The sequence below is a fragment of the Streptomyces sp. NPDC054757 genome, from assembly GCF_053612185.1.
Genome location: NZ_JBSHBW010000006.1, coordinates 184,264 through 201,558, shown reverse-complemented (window position 1 = coordinate 201,558; position 17,295 = coordinate 184,264). Strand labels below are relative to the sequence as shown.

The 17,295-nt window shown below is 69.8% G+C and carries 18 protein-coding genes; 6 read left to right on the top strand and 12 right to left on the bottom strand.

Features of this window, described 5'->3' with window-relative positions; translation table 11 throughout:
* Window positions 1-51 precede the first annotated feature (51 nt).
* The 3 genes from ACWGKJ_RS11275 to ACWGKJ_RS11265 all read right to left on the bottom strand — a co-directional run bounded on the left by ACWGKJ_RS11275 (window position 52) and on the right by ACWGKJ_RS11265 (window position 2,313).
* On the bottom strand, window positions 52-270 hold the full coding sequence (locus tag ACWGKJ_RS11275; protein ID WP_385025422.1) for an MbtH family protein: 219 nt from the start codon (window positions 268-270) through the stop codon (window positions 52-54).
* Between the two features lie 608 nt (window positions 271-878).
* Entirely contained in the window at window positions 879-1,097 is a 219-nt protein-coding gene (locus ACWGKJ_RS11270) for a hypothetical protein (RefSeq protein ID WP_385025420.1), read from the bottom strand.
* Window positions 1,098-1,449: 352 nt separating this feature from the next.
* A complete protein-coding gene (locus tag ACWGKJ_RS11265; protein ID WP_385025417.1) occupies window positions 1,450-2,313 on the bottom strand; it encodes an isocitrate lyase/PEP mutase family protein in 864 nt (287 codons plus the stop codon).
* Between the two features lie 406 nt (window positions 2,314-2,719).
* Here ACWGKJ_RS11265 and ACWGKJ_RS11260 point away from each other — a divergent pair, with 406 nt between their 5' ends.
* The gene (locus tag ACWGKJ_RS11260) at window positions 2,720-3,310 is read left to right on the top strand and encodes a Type-2Aa cytolytic delta-endotoxin (protein WP_385025415.1); all 591 of its coding nucleotides are present in this window, start codon (window positions 2,720-2,722) and stop codon (window positions 3,308-3,310) included.
* A gap of 94 nt (window positions 3,311-3,404) precedes the next feature.
* Window positions 3,405-4,295 (top strand): phosphotransferase, encoded by an 891-nt coding sequence (locus ACWGKJ_RS11255; protein ID WP_385025412.1) that lies wholly within the window; start codon window positions 3,405-3,407, stop codon window positions 4,293-4,295.
* A 27-nt stretch (window positions 4,296-4,322) separates the two neighbouring features.
* Here the strand turns inward: ACWGKJ_RS11255 and ACWGKJ_RS11250 are convergent, their stop codons facing one another.
* From ACWGKJ_RS11250 to ACWGKJ_RS11225, 6 genes are all read right to left on the bottom strand, one after another.
* Window positions 4,323-5,138 carry a class I SAM-dependent methyltransferase gene (locus tag ACWGKJ_RS11250; protein WP_385025409.1) on the bottom strand — a complete coding sequence of 272 codons (816 nt, stop codon included), beginning with the start codon at window positions 5,136-5,138 and terminating at the stop codon, window positions 4,323-4,325.
* A 152-nt stretch (window positions 5,139-5,290) separates the two neighbouring features.
* Window positions 5,291-6,769: an MFS transporter gene (locus ACWGKJ_RS11245; protein WP_385025406.1), complete on the bottom strand. Its 1,479-nt coding sequence runs from the start codon at window positions 6,767-6,769 to the stop codon at window positions 5,291-5,293.
* A gap of 136 nt (window positions 6,770-6,905) precedes the next feature.
* On the bottom strand, window positions 6,906-7,883 hold the full coding sequence (locus ACWGKJ_RS11240; RefSeq protein ID WP_385025403.1) for an amino acid ABC transporter permease: 978 nt from the start codon (window positions 7,881-7,883) through the stop codon (window positions 6,906-6,908).
* Window positions 7,884-7,897: 14 nt separating this feature from the next.
* Entirely contained in the window at window positions 7,898-8,542 is a 645-nt protein-coding gene (locus tag ACWGKJ_RS11235) for an amino acid ABC transporter permease (protein WP_385025400.1), read from the bottom strand.
* Window positions 8,543-8,552: 10 nt separating this feature from the next.
* Window positions 8,553-9,497 (bottom strand): transporter substrate-binding domain-containing protein, encoded by a 945-nt coding sequence (locus tag ACWGKJ_RS11230; RefSeq protein ID WP_385025397.1) that lies wholly within the window; start codon window positions 9,495-9,497, stop codon window positions 8,553-8,555.
* A 496-nt stretch (window positions 9,498-9,993) separates the two neighbouring features.
* Entirely contained in the window at window positions 9,994-10,929 is a 936-nt protein-coding gene (locus ACWGKJ_RS11225; protein ID WP_453315712.1) for a MurR/RpiR family transcriptional regulator, read from the bottom strand.
* Window positions 10,930-11,050: 121 nt separating this feature from the next.
* On the opposite strand from ACWGKJ_RS11225, the gene ACWGKJ_RS11220 reads away from it, so the two are divergent.
* The gene (locus ACWGKJ_RS11220; protein ID WP_385025392.1) at window positions 11,051-12,232 is read left to right on the top strand and encodes a C45 family autoproteolytic acyltransferase/hydolase; all 1,182 of its coding nucleotides are present in this window, start codon (window positions 11,051-11,053) and stop codon (window positions 12,230-12,232) included.
* A gap of 106 nt (window positions 12,233-12,338) precedes the next feature.
* Entirely contained in the window at window positions 12,339-13,058 is a 720-nt protein-coding gene (locus ACWGKJ_RS11215) for an amino acid ABC transporter ATP-binding protein (protein ID WP_385025389.1), read from the top strand.
* Window positions 13,059-13,109: 51 nt separating this feature from the next.
* Here ACWGKJ_RS11215 and ACWGKJ_RS11210 read toward each other — a convergent pair whose 3' ends face one another.
* The 3 genes from ACWGKJ_RS11210 to ku all read right to left on the bottom strand — a co-directional run bounded on the left by ACWGKJ_RS11210 (window position 13,110) and on the right by ku (window position 15,696).
* Window positions 13,110-13,643: an EF-hand domain-containing protein gene (locus ACWGKJ_RS11210; RefSeq protein ID WP_385025386.1), complete on the bottom strand. Its 534-nt coding sequence runs from the start codon at window positions 13,641-13,643 to the stop codon at window positions 13,110-13,112.
* 276 nt (window positions 13,644-13,919) lie between these two features.
* Window positions 13,920-14,348, bottom strand: a complete 429-nt coding sequence (locus ACWGKJ_RS11205) for a subtilase-type protease inhibitor (RefSeq protein WP_385025383.1) — start codon at window positions 14,346-14,348, stop codon at window positions 13,920-13,922.
* A gap of 325 nt (window positions 14,349-14,673) precedes the next feature.
* Window positions 14,674-15,696, bottom strand: a complete 1,023-nt coding sequence (ku, locus tag ACWGKJ_RS11200) for a non-homologous end joining protein Ku (protein WP_385025380.1) — start codon at window positions 15,694-15,696, stop codon at window positions 14,674-14,676.
* 222 nt (window positions 15,697-15,918) lie between these two features.
* Between ku and ACWGKJ_RS11195 the strand changes: the two genes are divergently transcribed.
* Window positions 15,919-16,608 (top strand): UdgX family uracil-DNA binding protein, encoded by a 690-nt coding sequence (locus tag ACWGKJ_RS11195; RefSeq protein ID WP_385025377.1) that lies wholly within the window; start codon window positions 15,919-15,921, stop codon window positions 16,606-16,608.
* A 174-nt stretch (window positions 16,609-16,782) separates the two neighbouring features.
* Complete coding sequence (locus ACWGKJ_RS11190) at window positions 16,783-17,241, top strand: hypothetical protein (RefSeq protein ID WP_385025374.1); 459 nt, start codon at window positions 16,783-16,785, stop codon at window positions 17,239-17,241.
* The last annotated feature ends 54 nt before the right edge of the window (window positions 17,242-17,295 follow it).

The window sequence follows — 17,295 nt, the reverse complement described above, 5'->3', positions numbered from 1 at the left end:
CGTCGCGGAACGGCCCACCTCTGCCCTGTGTTCTCTGATCGCGCCGGTTCGCTACTTACTCGCGGCCTCCATGGCCGCGACGAGACTGGCGGGCCGCATGTCGGACCAGGTCGCCTCGATGAAGTCCAGGCATTCCTGCCGCGAGCCCTCGGCCCGCGCGGCAGCCCATCCCCCCGGTACCTCGGTCGTGGCAGGCCAGAGTGAGTACTGACGCTCCTCGTTGACCAGCACAACGAACCGAGCCGAATCGTCATCGAAAGGATTGAGCACTACTTCCCCCACTCATTCTATTTCTGGTCAGTGGACCGGCAGGCAAGCGAGACCACGTAGCCCCCGGCTTCGCATTCACCTGTAATCGAACGTTGATTCCCCAGGTATCCGTTCGACCTCGGTCGAGCGTCAGTACGTTACACCCGGCGGACCTTCATATAAAACCAACTCCGGCTGACTTCTGCCCAGCAAATGCCGCTTCATGTGATCGCTACGTACAGTCAACCCATGCGGTGAAGTCGGGCCTACGTCTCTACTACCTGGCATAACGGGCTGACGAGGTACCGGAATATGCCATTGGCGTGTGCCATTCGAATGGCTGTGAGCTGCACGGGGAATGCCGGATCTTCATCAACGGGGGCGCATGAGCTGGGCGCGTGCATTCGATGCTCCGTGTCGTGCGCCGGTACGCCTGCCATGCGCCCCTGATCGGGTACGTGGTCCGCGCGGGCGCGCGACCCCTGCCACCACACAGCCGGGCGGCATCCCGGAATTCGGGCGCCACCCGTGCTTGTCTCGGCGACGGAGATCGCGGGAGACGCGGACCGGCTCCGCGCCTGGGCGCTGCTGGGGGAACTGGCACGGTGAGCGCTCGCCCCGGGCGCTCCTCAGTCCCCGCCTTCGTGATCGCTGCCCGCATCGCCCGCGCCGGTCTGGACGTTGGCTGTACGGTCCACCTCCAGCCATGAGTCCGCGTGCGAGTTGTCCACCTCGACCGCCGCGAGGTGGGCGGGCAGGGTCACGGAGGTCACGAGCAGCGGGCCCGGCGTGGCGGCAGCCGGGGCCACCTGGCCCCAGGCGGCGCCGATGGCCAGGCCGGCGGCCACGGTGAAGACGCTCCGGAGCCGTGAGGTCCGGAGCGTCTGGGGGGTCTCCGGCGTATCCGGGCGCCCCGTGCGGTGGGGTGACCCGTTGCCGTCGGTAACAGTGTCCGGTGCGAGGGGCTGTTTCATGGTCGGGTTCACGGTCGGGCGCGCTCCTCCCGGTCACCGCGAGGGCGCGGTGACCGTCGGCAGTCATGGGTGGCTGTCCGTCTGTCCGGCTGTCGTCCGACGGGCCGACGGGCCGACGGGCCGACGGGCCGACGGGCCGTCCGGCTGTCCGGATGCCGGCCCGTCGGATGAAGTCCTGGACGGAAGTGCTGGGTGGGTACCCGCGGTTGAGGGCCGCGGGTACCTTTCAGACGCCCAGGCGTGAGGGTGAGTCGTGGTGGCGGCTGATGTTGCGCTCCAGCAGCTGCGTCGACTCGGGTACGCCGACGCTCCGCGGGCCGCTGACCCGGGGGAGGCGCCCGTCCGCCGCCTTCAGCGTCCGCATCGCGGTGTCGATGGCCTCGTGAGCCGCGAAGAGGCAGGGGGTGGAGTAGATCGCGACGTCCACGTCCAGGGCGTCCAGCTCCGGGAGCGACAGCCGGGGTGACTTTCCGCCGGCGATCTGGTTGAAGAGCAGGGGCTTGTCCCCGATGACGTCCCGGATGCGGCGGATCCACTCCACACTGCGTACGCCGTCGACCAGCACCACATCGGCGTCGGTCTTGGCCAGCGCGGCGGCGCGGTGCAGGATGTCGTCCTCCTCGACCGCGTCGGTGCGGGCCACCACGACCATCTCGCCGCGGCATTCCAGCACCATGTTGAGCTTGTCCAGATACTCCTCGAACGGCAGGACCTGCTTGCCGTCGGCGTGCCCGCAGCGGCGGGGACGCTTCTGGTCCTCCAGGATCACACCGGAAGCGCCTGCCCGGTCCAGGCGCTGCACGACATGGCAGGCGACCTCCGGGTCCACGTAACCGTCGTCGATGTCGACGAGGAGGTGCCGGCCGGGGAAGGCCAGACGCAGCCGCTCCACGAACGCGACCATGTCCGGCCAGGCGATGTAGCCGATGTCCGGGAGACCGTAGTGCGAGGCCGCGAAGCCGAATCCGGAGACGAAGAATCCGTCGTAGTGCTGGGCCGCGACAGAGGCCGAGTACATGTCGTAGATCCCGATGAGCGGTGTGGTTCCGGGTGCGGAGATGTCCTCGCGCAGTGCTGGTCCGTAACGCATCGAACCTCCAAGGTTCCGATGTCCGAAGGGTGGGTTCGCCCTTCGCTTGACCGGAAATTTACAGACATTTGAAGTTCGGTTCGGTTGCCCCGAGTTCGCGACCCCGGCGGGAAGAGGTACGGGCGAGGCAGGGGCGCCCCTTTGCGTATCTGCGCAGAATCGTTTCGATGTGAGGGCCGTTCGGATGACGTGAAAGGAGTTCCGAACCAGGCGTGGCTGGGCGTGTTGGGCGCGGTGGCGCCGACGCGGGACCGGCGGCCCGGGAGCCTCCCCCCGGGTCGTCCGCGCATCGGGACGCCGCTGCGAGGCGTGGAGCCCGCTCGGCATACTGCCTCCGCCGGATCACCGCACTATGCGGCACGGCGCAGCACACAGCGGCACAGCACACAGCGACACAGGAGGAGCCATGGCCGGTAATTTCAGAACCGTCATCGATGTGGGTGCGGACCATCTCGAACAGGCCCAAGCCATCGACCGGGTGTTCCAGGAAGCGATCGCCCCGGCGACCGTCAACTTCGACTTCGACCACATCCGGGAGGCCGCGGCCGCCATACCGGACGGAACCGTCGTCAGGATGGTCCGCGGCTGGGGGCTCCAGGAGCACGCCCCGATGGGCGTCATCGTGGTCTCCCTGAAGGAGGCGGTGCGCCAGGCCCTGCCGGACGCGCTCGCCGACGCTTCCTTCTGGGACACGATCGATACCGAGCTCGTACGCGCCTTCACGGGCCTCGCCGCCCAGGAGGACGAACCGGGGCTCTCGTACTACGAGGAAGGCGTGGACCGCACCAGCTTCTACCGGGACCTGTTCTTCGCCCTCCAGGACGAGGAGGCCGAGGCGGGCGTGTACGCCATCGCCTTCTGCGTGGACGCCACCATCGGTCTGGACAAGGCCCGGCTCGGCACGCTGGGGGTCTCCGATGTTGCCCCGTTCGCGGTCCGGCTCAACGCGATCGTGGTGCGTCAGGAGCTTCGGCCCGCGGTCGGACCGACTGTCTGACGGGCGGTCATCCTGTACGGCCCGCCGTCCCGGGCCGCTTCCGGAAACGCCGTTCCGGTGTGCTTCGTCCCCTCAAGGTTCGTAGAGTGCTCCGATGAGCGGATCCCGTGGGGATGGTGAGCGTGTCGAGCGTGTCGAGCGGCTCGACGCGGAACGCACCGTGGAGGCACTGTGGCGCGAGACCGGAGTCCGTCTGGTCGTCGAAGGCCCGTGCCCCGGCGGACAGGTCGGCGCGGCATACGTACGGTGGACGGACGGTCACCGATCGGTACTGAAGTGGCGTCCTGAGGTGGGAATTTCGGGCGTCCGGAGTGGGCCGCTCGCTGTCGTAGACGCCCTCCGGGCCACGGGATACCCGGCCCCCGCGACCGAGTTGGCGGCGCAGGTGGGCCATGCGGTAATCCTGGTGCAGGAGTTGCTGCCCGGTGCTAAGATCGATCACCTCGGCCATGACCTTCTCGACCAGGCGCTCGCCCTCAACGCGGCCCAGTCCGGAGCGCTCGCCGGACACCCCGAGATCCCGGCCGTCACCCTCAACTTGTCCGAAGACGGGCAGGGTTACTGTCTCCATGAGCCGCTGCGCCGCCACAGCCGCCGCAGCCGGGCCCTCGAAGGACGGATCGCCGAGGTCGCCGCCGACCATCCCGATGACCGCCTCGACGGGGACGACGCGGTGCACTTCGACTACCACCCCGGCAACCTGCTCGTGACCGGCGGCAGGATCACGGGCGTCGTGGACTGGGACGGCGCCGCCCGCGGGGACCGTGTACTGGACCTCGTCACCTTGCGCTTCGGTGTGCACGGCATGACGTCCGACGCGGAGGTGCCCCGGCGGCTCGACGCCCTCATCGGCTCCCTGCCCGAGGCCACGGTGCGCCGCGCCTGGGCACATATGAGTCTGCGCATGGTCGACTGGGCCATCCGGCACTTCGCCCCGTCCGACGTCGACCACTGGCTCGACCTGGCCGAACGGCGTACGGGCTGACCGGGGGCGAAGGCTCGTGACGGCTCGTCACACCGTGCGCGACACCCGCAGTTCCGTCAGATACCGCTTGGTGACCCGGCCCCCGTACCGTCCGTCGATCAGCCCGGCGATGCACCGAAGCAGCCCCTCCCGGGCCTCCGGTGGCAGGGCCCGGTGCCCGGAGTAGGTCCGCAGCACCGCCAGGTACTCCGCCGTGGTGTACGTCAGGTCCCGCTGGTAGCGCCGGAGAACCACCGGGCCGAACCGGCCGCTGCGGGCGACCTCGTCCGGGTAGCGCGAGGTGTCGACGTCCTGCGCCGCCAGGAGCCGTACGCCCGCTGGGGTGGCCGGGTCGAAGCGCTCGTAGCACCCCTGGACCTCGGCGAAGAACTCCTCGCTGCCGCCCGCCACATGCTGGGTGGCGACCACGGCCAGGGCGCCGCCCGGCCGCAGTGCCTCGGCAGCCCTGGCCATCCGTACCGCGGGGTCGATCCAGTGGAACGCCGTGGCTGAGACCACCGCGTCGAACGGCTCGTCCGGCAGTGGCCAGCTCTCGAAGTCCGCGTTCACGATCTCGACCGTCGAGAATCCGGCCAGGTTGCGCCGGGCGACGGCCGCCATGTCGGCGCCCAGCTCGACGGCGGTGATCCGGCAACCGCGCTCGGCGAGCGGCACGGTGGCCTGGCCGGTACCCGGTCCGACCTCCAGAACCCGACGGCCGGGCCCGATGCCGGCCAGCGTGCCGAGGTCGTCGAACAACTGCGGAGGATAGCCCGGCCGGGCCCGGTCGTAGAGCTCCGCGTCCTCGTTGAACGTCCGGCTCAGCCGGGCACGTCGTCTGGCGTCCGGTGTGTCGTCGCGCATGAGCCAGATGCTAGGCCGAAGCGGGCGGGGGAGGCAGGGGCGTACGTCTGTCCCGGGGCGCGTCCGTCGGGGGGCGGGGGTTCCGCCCGCGCGCGGTCCCCCCCCGTAGACGTACCGTTCGCTGAACCGCTCACGCGACGTGTGCGACCCACCTACAACCTGGCCTGCCGCCGCTCGGGAGATGTGTCTGCGGTGACCTGCTCCAGCGGGGGTGCGGACAGCCCGCAGCTCATACGGCACTCGGGCTCCGCGCGCAGCTGCGCAGGCTCCGCCGGGGTCGGCCGCCGGACGGTGAGGAAGGCGATGGCCGCGCCCACGACCATGACCCCCGCACAGATCGGCATGGCCCTGTCGAACGACCGGTCGAAAGCGGTGGCCGAACGGTACGCCTCCGGACCCATCCCCGTGAGGAACGGCAGCGCGGCGACCGCGATCAGTCCGGCCGCCCGCGCCGCCGCGTTGTTCACACCGCTTGCGAGGCCGGCCCGCGCGGTCTCCACGGAGGAGAGCACCGTCGAGGTCAGCGGTGCGATAAGCGTGACCAGGCCCGATCCGAGTACCAGCAACGCGGGGAGTACGTCCGTGGGGTAGAAGGCGTGTCTGCCGACCCTCAACATCAGGAGCAGGCCTCCCGCACAGAGCAGCGGCCCCACGGTCAGCGGGATCCGCGGACCGATCCGGTCGGCGAGCTGCCCGGATCTCGCCGAGAACAACAGCAGGAGCACCGTCGTCGGCAGCAGGGCCGTGCCCGCAGCCAGGGGTGAGTAGCCGGACACGACCTGAAGCTGCAAGGTGCCGAGGAAGAAGAAGCCCCCCAGCGCCGCGTACACGCACAGGGTCACGATGTTGACCATGGAGAACAGCCGGGAGGAGAAGATCGACAGCGGCAGCATCGGGTCCGACCGCCGCTTCTCCAGCAGCACGAACGCCACCGCGCTGACGACGCCGAGCACTCCGGCCCATCCGTTCCGCCCGATGAGCGAGTAGGCCAGGAGCGCCAGTGCGAGCGCTCCGAGCACGGCCCCGCCCACGTCGAACCCGCCGTGGTGCCGCGGGTCCTTCGTCTCCGGCACATGCCGGAGCGCGACCGGTACGCAGACGGCCGCGAGCGGCAGATTGATCAGGAACACCCAGCGCCAGCCGGGGCCGTCGACCAGCCAGCCACCGACGAACGGGCCGATCGCCGATCCGATGCCGCCGAGCCCCGACCACATGCCGACGGCCTTCGAGCGGTCGTCCGGGTGGAAGCCGGCCTGGATGATGGCGAGGGAGCCCGGGGTCAGCAGCGCACCGCCGATGCCCTGGAGGGCCCGCGCGAGGATCAGCACCTCCGCGCTGGGCGCGACCCCGCACAACAGTGAGCCGGCGGCGAACCAGACCACTCCGGTGACGAACACCCTGCGCCGCCCGTACCGGTCCCCGAGCGAGCCGCCCAGGAGGATCAGGCCGGCCAGGGTGACCGTGTAGGCGTTGGTGATCCACTGCAGGGAACCCAGTTTGGCGTGCAGGTCGTCACCGATGTGCGGCAGGGCGACGTTGACGACGGTGGAGTCCAGCAGCGCCATACTGGAGCCGAGCACCGTGGTGAGGATGACCCAGCGGCCCTTGGCCGTGGACAGGCGGATATCCATATCCGGATCATCTCCGGCCGCGGCGGGCCCGGCGAGCCGGTCAGCGCGGTCGGCCCGTGGGCCCATACCCGCGGCCCCGTACGCCCGCAGCCTCGCAGGACCTCGGCCTCTGTAGGACCTCAGCCCCCGCAGGACCTCAGCGCAGAGCGGCTGTGCGTCGTGCTGCCGTGGTGGCCCGGCCGGGGGTCCGGCCCGCGGTGCGCGACTCGACCCACTCGGCCAGCCGGGAGAGCAGCCAGTTCATCACCACGAAGATGACCGCGACCTCGAAGTAGACCTGGAGGAAGTCGTTCTCCAGATAGGAGCCCAGTACATTGCCCTGGTGCATCAGCTCGGGGTAGCTGACCACGTAGCCCAGTGTGGTGTCCTTCAGGGCGCGCACGGCCTGTCCGATGATGGTCGGCAGGAGGGCGCGTACCGCCTGCGGCAGCACGATGAGGCGCATGACCTGTCCGTGCCGCAGGCCGACGGCGTACCCGGCCTCGCTCTGGCCACGGGGGAGCGCGAGTACACCGGCCCTGAAGATCTCCGCGAAGTTGCCGATGGAGTGCAGCACGATGGGGATGACGAGCTGCCAGAACGGTGGCAGACGCAGCCCGAGCGCCGGCAGCGCGAGCAGGAAGAAATACACCACGAACAGCAGGGGCAGTGAGCGGAAGAGCTCCACCACCGCGCCCGCCGGTACGGAGACCAGCCGCCGCCGGGAGAGCCTCAGCAGACCCATGACGGCACCCACCGGAAGCCCGATGGCGATCGACACCGCACCGGCCAGCACGGTGTTGCCCAGCGCGCTGAATATGAACTGCTGGATGGATGCCTGGCCCAGCGGCTGCCACCGGTCCCCGTCCAGTTGTCCGTGGCGGGACAGCTGCACGAGCACCACGGCGACGCCCAGCGCCACCACCGCAGATGCCACGGCCGACGCGATCCTCCGCCGCCTGCGGCCCCGCTCTCCCGGCGGTTCGAACAGCACCCCCGCGGCGCCACCCAGCGGGCGGGTCCCGGCGGGGCGCCGTCGGCGGCCGGTGGCTGCGGGGGTGGTGTCGGTGTCGGTGGGGCCGGCGTGCGGCTTGGTCCCGGTGGTCACTGGTGTGCTCTCTTCTGTCCTGTTCACCGGCTCTGTCCTGTTCACCGGCGGACCCGCAGCCGGCGCTCCAGACCTCCGGTGATCAGCCCACCCGCCAGGGTGAGCGCCACATAGAGCACGGTCGCGGACGCGAACAGCGCGATCGGCTCGACGTACTCCACGTTCAGCTGCCGGATGACCCCGGACAGCTCGTTGACCCCTGCCACCGAACCCACGGCCGTACCCAGCGCGGTGGCGATGAACATGTTGCCCAGGGGTTGGACCATGGCGCGCAGTGCCTGCGGCAGTACGACCAGCCGCAGGCACTGGGTGGTGCTCAGCCCCACGGCGCGGGCCGCCTCGACCTGTCCGGCCGGTACGGTCTCCATCCCGGAGCGCAGGATCTCGCAGATGTAACTGGCGATGTAGACGGCCAGCCCGACCGTCACCGACGTCTCCAGCGGCAGGGTGAGCCCGAGCTGCGGCAGGACGAACACGGTCACCACCACGACCAGCAGCAGCGGCAGATTGCGGATGGTCTGGACGTAGCAGGACGCCACCGCGCGCAGTACCCGCAGCGGCGACACCCGGCAGAGTCCGAGCACGCTGCCGAGGAGAAGGGCGGCGGCGAAACTGACCAGGGTGAGCAGGACAGTACGTCCGAACCCGGCCAGGATCTCACCGAAGTGGTCGGCGACGACGTTCACGGCCGTCCTCTCAGGAGTCTGCGGATGCCTTGGCGGAGGGGGCGGCGCCCGCGTTCCCCGGAGCGGGTGGCTGGGGCGCGGGGGATTTGGTCAGGGGCGTGACGTTGTCCGTCCAGGACTGCTTCCACAGCCCCTGCTTCTCAATGGTGCGCAGGAAGCCGTCGACGATCGCGGTGAACTTCGGGTCGTTCTTCGGCAGCCCGATGCCGTAGGAGGCGGCGCCGTAGGTGAAGGGGGCCACCGACAGGGCGGTGTCCTTCTTGGCGCGGGCCACGATGACGGCCTGGTTGTTGACGAAGGCGTCCCCGCGTCCGTCGCGCAGGGCCTGGAGACACTGGCTGATGGTCTGGAAGACCACCGGCTTGGCGTGGGGGGCGACCTTCTTCAGCGACTCCACCGAAGGGCCTGCTGTCGTGATCACCTTGCGTCCGTCGAGGTCGGACACCTTGGTGAGGTCCGATGTGCTCTTGCGGACCAGCACCGCCTGGCCGAGGTTCATGTAGGGGCCGCCGAAGGCGACCTTGCGGAGCCGCTCGGGTGTGATCTTGTACGTGGAGACGACCGCGTCCGCCGTGCCGTTCTGGAGCAGCGCCTCACGGGTGTCTGCGTTGATCGCGACGTGCTTGACCTCCGGCTTGCCCAGCAGGTACTTGGCGAGCATCGCGGTCAGGTCCGCCTCGAACCCCTGGTACTTCCCGGTCACCGGGTTCTTCTCCGAGAAACCCGGGTCGGTGTCCGAAGTGGCGGCCGTCAGCCGGCCGTTCTTGCGGATGCGCTCCAGGGTGGGGGTGCTCGGCAGGTCCTTGCCCACGGGGGCACGCGAGAGCAGGTCGGTGGCCGGGTCCTTGCCGCCGGCGGACTTGTCGGTCGGCAGCGCCGAACCGGATCCGCAGGCGGTGAGGGCTGCGGCACAGGCGGCGGCGGCCACGAGCGCAGCGGTTCTCCGGAGAGTCATGACCGGTTTCCTTTCACAGCCGCGGACGGCGGGCCTGGCCACTGGGGGCGGAGGCGAGTCCGGGCGGGGGAGGCAAAGCAGAGACTGTGTCGCAGAAACTACGAGAGCGTGAATCTCTGTAGTGCGCTCACCATAGTCGGGCTTCACGCCGTGTCAAGGGGTGAGTGATACGACGGCCGGTGCGGTGCGGTGCGGTGCGGTGCGGTGCGGTGCGCAGGCGCGGCGACGTGGCAGTCGGGTTGGTGGCGCGATACTCGGGGCCTGGCGGTGCGCTCGGTGGCCGCCCGCCGCGTGACGCCCGCCGCGCGCCATGCGCCGCCCGCGACACGCGTGATGTCGGACGCGCGCGGCCCCGGTCCCCCGCGGGAAGGTGCAGCCGCAGGCGGTGTACGAGCGGCACCCGGCCCCGACACCCCGACGCCTCGACGCCCCTGTGTCACGGCAAGGGGGGCGGGGTGAGAGGAAGAGGGCGAGGCAAGGGACCCGGAGGCGGGCCTCAGTCGGCGGGGCCGGTCGTGCCCCGGCCCCGCCGCCGACGCCTGGGCACATAGGCCGAGGGGTCGCGTCCGGTCAGCGACTCCCGCAGGCGGTTGAGGGTCTCGCCCGCCTCCGCCGCGCGAGCGGCGTCGCGTTCCTGGACGGCCAGCAGCAGCGCGTCGTTGAGAGTGATCGCGGCCAGCTCCTCACTGGCCAGGCCGCCGCTGGAGTGGAGCGCGGTCAGGCTGACCTCCACCCGGTCGCCGAGTACGGGGCCGAGCGAGTCCGTGACCAGGATGCTCGCCGCGCCCGACCGTGCCGTGTGGTCGAGTACCACTTCGACATCGGTCAGCAGCCGGCCGGGCGCGTACACGACCACGACATCGTCCGCCGAAAGCGGCAGGAGGGCGTCGGCCAGCTGGAAGCCGGTGGCCGCCGCCACCTGGGTGCGAAACCCCAGGCGCCCCAGGCGCAGCGCGAGATGACGGGCCGAGAGCTCCGAGGCCCCGACCCCGAAGGCGGTGACTCCGCCGGCGCCGGCCAGCAGATCCACCGCACGCCCGAACGACGTGGTGTCCAGCAGGCGGCGCGTCTGCTGCAGGCGGTCCACCGCCTCGTCGAAGATCTGGTCCAGGGCCGCGTCGCTGTCGCCGGAAGTGGCCCGGCGCCGCACGGTCGACGGGCGGCTGCTGTCGACGAAGCGCTGCCCCAGTTCCCGCTTGAGCTCAGGGAGTCCGGTGTAACCGAGCGCCTTGGCCGTACGCACCACGGTGGCGTCGCTGGTTCCGGCGGCCTGGCCCAGCTGCTCGGCGGTGGCGAAGGGGACATCCTGCACGTGGTTGCGCAGATACTCCGCGACCTGCCGCTCCGCCGGGGACAGCTGGGCCAGCCGCTCGGCCACACGGGTGTGGAATCCAGGTCCCGCCGGGGCGGAGCCAGGGCCAGTAGTTTTCATGACGGGTATTGACTCCTCTGTAGTGTGCACTACTACTATCGGGTGCCCGTAGCTACGAGCGTCCGAGCGACTCGTAGCGGATGCTACATACGCCGAGCGTGCCACCCCGGAGAGAAGCCCCATGCAGACACCCCCCATCCCCCTGATCGAGATATCCGGGCCTCCCCGGGAGCGCGGACGCCAGTACGGCGAGGCCGCCCGCCCGCAGATCGAGGCAGCGCTCTCCTTCTACCGGGCATCCTTCGCGCAGCGTCCCGGTCTTGAGTGGCACGAAGTCACCAAGCGGGCCAGACTCTGGGTCCCCTGCGTCGAGGAGTTCGCCCCCGACCTCCTGGAGGAGCTGCGCGGTGTGGCGGAAGGGGCCGGCACCGGACTCCTGGACCTCATGGCGCTCAACGCCCGCGGGGAGATCGCCTACGACCGGACATTCGCCCGGATGGGCGCCGAGACCGGCCGTCCGGAAGCGGCCACGGGCGCCGAGGACGCCACGGAACCCGACGCCGACGGCTGTTCGTCCTTCGCGCTGCTGCCGCCCGCCGCGGGTGACGGGCATGTCTGGTGCGGACAGAACTGGGACTGGCGGACGGGCGCCGGGGAGACACTCGTCGCCCTGCGTATCGTCCAACCGCCCCTGCCGACCGTGGTGATGGTCGTCGAAGCAGGTCAGATCGGCAGGCACGGCGCCAACTCGGCGGGCATCGCCCTCAACGCCAACGGGCTCGGCGGACGCTTCGGTGACGAGATCGGCGTACCGCAGCCCTTCATCCGGCGTCGCATCCTGGACCAGGCCGGATTCAAGGACGCGCTCCAGGTGCCCTTCACGGCCCGCCAGCAGATCCCCACCAATCTGCTGCTCACCCACCGCGACGGCGTCGCTCTCGATCTGGAGACCACCCCGGCCCGCCACCAGTGGCTGTATCCGGAGGACGGTCTGCTGGTGCACGGCAACCACTACCAGGCACCCGTACCGCCCCAACTCGCTCACACATACCGGCCGTTCTCGGTCGACTCGCTGTACCGCGTCCCGCTCATCGAATCGACGCTGCGTCAGGCCCGGGACCGTACCGCATCGGCGGACGTCCGTACGGTGATCGAGCGGAGCCTCACCGACCACTTCGGGCAGCCGCACTCGGTGTGCAACCACCCGGTACCCGAGACGGATCCCCTGCTGCGCACGAGCACCATCGCGTCCAACATCGTGGACCTGACGACAGGCGAGTACCACGTGGCCGCGGGCCTGCCCTGCGAATCCCCTTACACGCCGCTGCCTTGGAACATCTACGACGGACCCGGAGGGCAGTGACGTGCCGTCACCTTCTCCCGTCCCCTCTCCCTCTTCCTCCCCTTCTCCTTTCCCGAAGGCCACCGCCGGGGAGGGCGCGCCGGGCTCGGCGGAGCCGGTCGTCCGTATGCGTGGTGTGGCCAAGTCGTTCGGTGCGCACCAGGTTCTGTACGACATCGACCTGGACGTCCACGGCGGTGAGACCGTCGTCCTGCTCGGCCCGTCGGGGTCCGGCAAGACCACCCTGTGCCGCTGCGTCAACCGTCTGGAGACCATCGACACCGGCACCATCGAGGTCAACGGCACCCCGCTGCCGCAGGAGGGCCGGGAGCTGGCCCGGCTGCGCGCGGATGTCGGGATGGTCTTCCAGTCCTTCAACCTCTTCGCGCACCGCACCGTGCTGGACAACCTGACGCTCGGCCCGCTGAAGGTACGCAGGATGCCGCGGGCCGATGCCGAGGACCGGGCGCGGGGGCTGCTCAAGCGTGTCGGCCTGGCGGACAAGGCCGGTGCCAGGCCCGCGGAGCTGTCCGGAGGGCAGCAGCAGAGGGTCGCCATCGCACGGGCGTTGGCGATGGAGCCCAAGGCGCTGCTCTTCGACGAGCCGACCTCGGCGCTCGACCCCGAAATGATCAACGAGGTGCTCGATGTGATGGTCGATCTCGCCGACGAGGGCATGACCATGCTGGTGGTGACTCATGAAATGGGATTCGCCCGGCGAGCGGCCGACCGGGTCGTGTTCATGGACGGCGGCCACATCGTGGAGTCGGCGCCGCCTGAGCGGTTCTTCGACCACCCGGAAACCGACCGCGCGGCCGGATTCCTCTCCAAGGTCCTCCAGCACTGACGGGGGCGGTCGGCGGCCCGCCCCGTACGGAGCGGGCCGCCGTGCCGGCCGTCAGGCAGCCAGTGGAGTTGCCAGCAGGTCGGCGGGGATACCGCCCTTGTCCGGAGCGTAGAAGTTCTTGATCTCGGCCTCCCAGACGTCCACCCGCACCCGGTCGGCGCTGTCGGGCTCGAAGGCGTCGAAGAGGGCGTGGATGTTCGGCAGGTCGAAGCCGACTCCCGTCATCATGCCGACGAAGACCGGGCGCGTGACGGTACCGCTCCCGTCCAGGTCTCCGAGGCGCGCGAAGCCGGCTGCGAACGCGTCGACCGCGCCGCTGAAGCGCTCGGGCGAGAGCACGCACGCCTGGTACTCGTCGTAGGTGATCCGGCCGTCGTGGTCGCTGTCCAGTTCGCCGGCCAGCGTGGTCCAGTAGCGGGTGAAGGCTGCCCGCATCGCCTGCTTCCGTGCCTCGTCGGCTCCGGGCACGGCTGCGGCCACCCGGCTGCTCATCAGGTTGAAGTCATCGGATTCCAGGACCCCGTTGCCGTCGGCGTCGAACAGGGTGAACACGAGTTTGACCCGGTTGACCGCTTCGGTCCGCATGGGCTCTCACCTTTCGTCAGGCCAGGAGACGGGGCGGCCGGGCGTGCCCGGCATCGCCCCGTACGGTGCGCGACGGCCCCGGCAGAGCCTGCCCGAGCGGCCTGGGAGGTCGGTGAACACCCTTTGCTGAAAAGGGGAGTTCGCGTCCTGGGCAACAGGGCAGGTAGCGGGAGCCGTCGCGCTGTTCACTATGCGGGCTGCGAAATCCGGCTCCACGGGAGAAACCGGCTGTTCATCAGAAGGGATGAAACGGGGGTTGTTTCGGCATGAAACGCCTCAGAAGTTGAAGACCGCGCTCTCCGAGAGGGCCGCGTTCATCTGGCAGGCGTTGCCATAGGTGGCCCGCCAGGACACCCGCCGTCCCTGCCAGACACCATCGGCTGTCACCGTCACGGGAGCCCACAGGAACGAACACCGCTGCTCCGTCGGGGCGGCGGTGAGAAGAGTCAAATCGCCGCCTACGGCGCTCAGTTCGTCGCAGGCGGCGCGGCTCGCCGGATGGGTGCCCTGCGGCCGGGGCGCGCAGCTCAGGGTGACGGCGCGGGCGACCGTCGATGCCGCCCCGTCACCCTTGCCGATGGTCAGGACGAGTGCGGAGGGGGCGTAGACGCTCGTCGTTCTGGCGTCCGCCGTCCCGGCGATGCCCGTCACGCAGGCCGCCGCCGCGAGTGCCGCCACGCCAAGCGTCTTGAGGCTGTGCCGCATGTCAGATCTCCTGTCACAGGGGGTGGTTGATTGCGGACAGGAGTCTGACCGGTGCGGAGAGTTGCTGCACCTTGCTGATCGGTTTTCGGACGTTCGTGTCCGCTGAGGATGACGGAAGGGGAGATTCGGGCAGCTCGCAGCGGGCGGACGGCGCGCCTGGGGAGTGTCCAGCATGTGGACGAACTAAATTGGTCTCATCGTAAACAGTCGCCTGACCTGCAATAAAGCAGATCTGGTTTCTTCTTCAAGCGCACACTTTCGGCTCGAAAGACCCGGCTTCGATCCGAAGATCAAGTCGGCGACATCCGGGACTTCATCCGGGACGTCATCCGGCACGGGCGGTCGCGCCGGAGAGGGCTTTGACCAGTTCCTCCCGGGTCATGGACGACCGGCCGTGCACCCCGGCGGCCGTTGCCCGTTCATAGAGCTCCGCCTTGTTCAGCTTCTCCAGATCCGCGGCGGACCGCTGTCCCGAAGCCCTGCCGCTCCGGTGGCTCTTCCCTCCGCCCCGGCCCCCGGACCGGCTGCCGCTCCGACTCCCGGACCGGCTCCGGGCCGCACCACCGGAGCGGCCCTCGGCCGAGTCGACACTGGCCCGCAGCGCACTCATCAGGTCGATGACGTTGGTGGACTCGGGAGGTGCTTCCGCCTTCTCCACGGTCTCTCCGCCGAGTTTGGCCTCGATCAGTTTGCGTGTTTGCTCCTGATAGGTGTCGTGGTACTCCTCGGGGTCCCACTCGATGCTCATGGCCTCGACCAGTTGCACGGCCGTCTTCATCTCCCGGTCGGTGACATCCGGCTTGTCCGGCAGATTCCCCACCTCGCGATGAGGATCGCGTACTTCGTCGGCCCAGTGCAGCGTGTGCATCGCCAGGATGTCGCCCTCGGCCTTCACCGCGACCAGGTATTCGCGGTTGCGCATCACGAATGTGGCGATGCCCGCCTTGTTCGACCGGTCCATGGCCTGGTGGAGCAGCGCGTAGATCTTCTCGTACTCCTTCCCCTTCGGGCCCAGGTAGTACGTCCGGTCGAAGAAGATGGGATCCACCTCGTCGAGATCGACGAAACCGCTGATCTCCAGCGACTGGGAACGTCCGGGTGCGATGTCGTCCAGTTCCCCGGGGTCGACCACGACGTACTCGTCGCCCGCGTCGACGCCCTTCACGATGTCGTCCAGCGGCACTTCTTCTCCGGTGCGCTCGTTCACGCGACGGTTGCGGACCCGGTCGGATGTCCCGCGCTGGAGCTGATGGAAGCGGACCGTGTGGCTCATGGTCGCCGAGTACAGCTGGACGGGCAGGCTGACAAGCCCGAACGACAGGGTTCCGCTCCACACCGGACGCGCCATGGTCACCACCGTCCTCCCGATCCGTTACGGGACTGAGAACGCAGGCCGCCGTCACCCGACCCGGTGGCCCTGTCCCGGATCCCGTACCTCAACCTTCGCGCGGATGTGACCGCGGCGCTCGTGGAGGAGGGCTGCGGGCGGGCGCGTCCCGACCGGCCCCTTGTTATGTTTTTCGGGCGCCTCCGTCCTGCCGAGGAGGCACTGCGGAGGAGGCACCCAGGGATGACGGGCCATGGTGATGCCCCGGCGGGGCAGGGGTACGACGCCACCCCCTACCTGCCCGCACGCGGCGGTCTCCCGGCCCACCGCAGAGCCGCCGCCGAGTGCCGTGGCTGCCCTCTCTTCGAGCACACGACCGGGACGGTTTTCGGTGCGGGAAGCTCCGACGCCCGTGTCGTACTCGTCGGTGAACAGCCGGGCGACCAGGAGGACCGTCGCGGGGAGCCGTTCGTCGGACCCGCGGGCCGGATGCTGCGGAAGGCGCTCGAAGAGGCCGGTGTCGACCTGGAGGGGGCGTACCTCACCAACGCGGTGAAGCACTTCAAGTTCACCTCGGCCGGGCGGGGCAAGCGCCGTATCCACAAGCCGCCGAGCCTGCGCGAGCTGACCGCCTGCCGCCCTTGGCTGGCGGCAGAACTGCGCTTGGTGAAACCGGAGTTGGTGGTGGCACTCGGTGCGAAAGCGGCCCGGTCGCTGTTCGGCCCTTCCTTCCGGGTGACGAAGGACCGGGGCGTCCTGTTCCCGATGCCCGCTGCGGACGGCAGCGGCGACAGGGCGGTCGGGCAGGCCGGATCCGACGCCCGCGCCCTGGCGACGATCCATCCGTCAGCCGTACTGCGGTCCGACGACCGCGCGTCCCTGTACGCGGGACTCGTATCGGACCTGCGCGTGGCCGCCGAAGCCCTCCGCTGAGGGCCGATGCCGGCGCCGGGAGCGTCGGATCCCCGAGAGGCCGCCGTCGAATTCGATTGTGGCGGGGCAGAGGGCCGCGCTACCAATGCCGCTATGAAGGTGACTTTTCCTCGCCTGCCGGACGGTCGGCGGGCCTACTGCGTCGTCCGGCGCTCGGATGGTGTGCGCTATCGGTTGAACGAGGGGGTCGCGGGCGCGGGTGTCCCGCACGATCTCGTGCATCTCGTCGTGGAGCGGCGGATGCGTGACGACACCGGCTTCTGGGGAGCCGTGGCCGCAGGCGCGGTCTTCGGGAGCATGGAACACCTCGACGGACGGCGCCCACCCCATGCGGCCGACCGGTCGCGACGGGCGATCCGGGCCCGCGCCGACCGTCTGACGCGCGCCGAGCTGATGGCTGGGCTGGTGGAACAGGTCATCGAGCATCGGCTGACCACGGTCGAACAGGTGCGGAAGGCTTCCCGGGAGACGCTGTCTGTACTGCCCGACGCGCGAGTGGACGAGCAGGGCGTCCTGGCCGCTGCCGCTGAACTCTGTGGGGTGGCCAGGGAGTGGGCCGAACTGTCGCCGGGTGAGGAACTCGTCGTCGACTGGCCGGAGCGGCGCCCGGCCCGGAGGCCGCCCCGAGCGTAGGCCGCCCCGAGCGGCAGGATCCGAGAGCGGCGCGGCTCGGGATCGTCAGCCCCC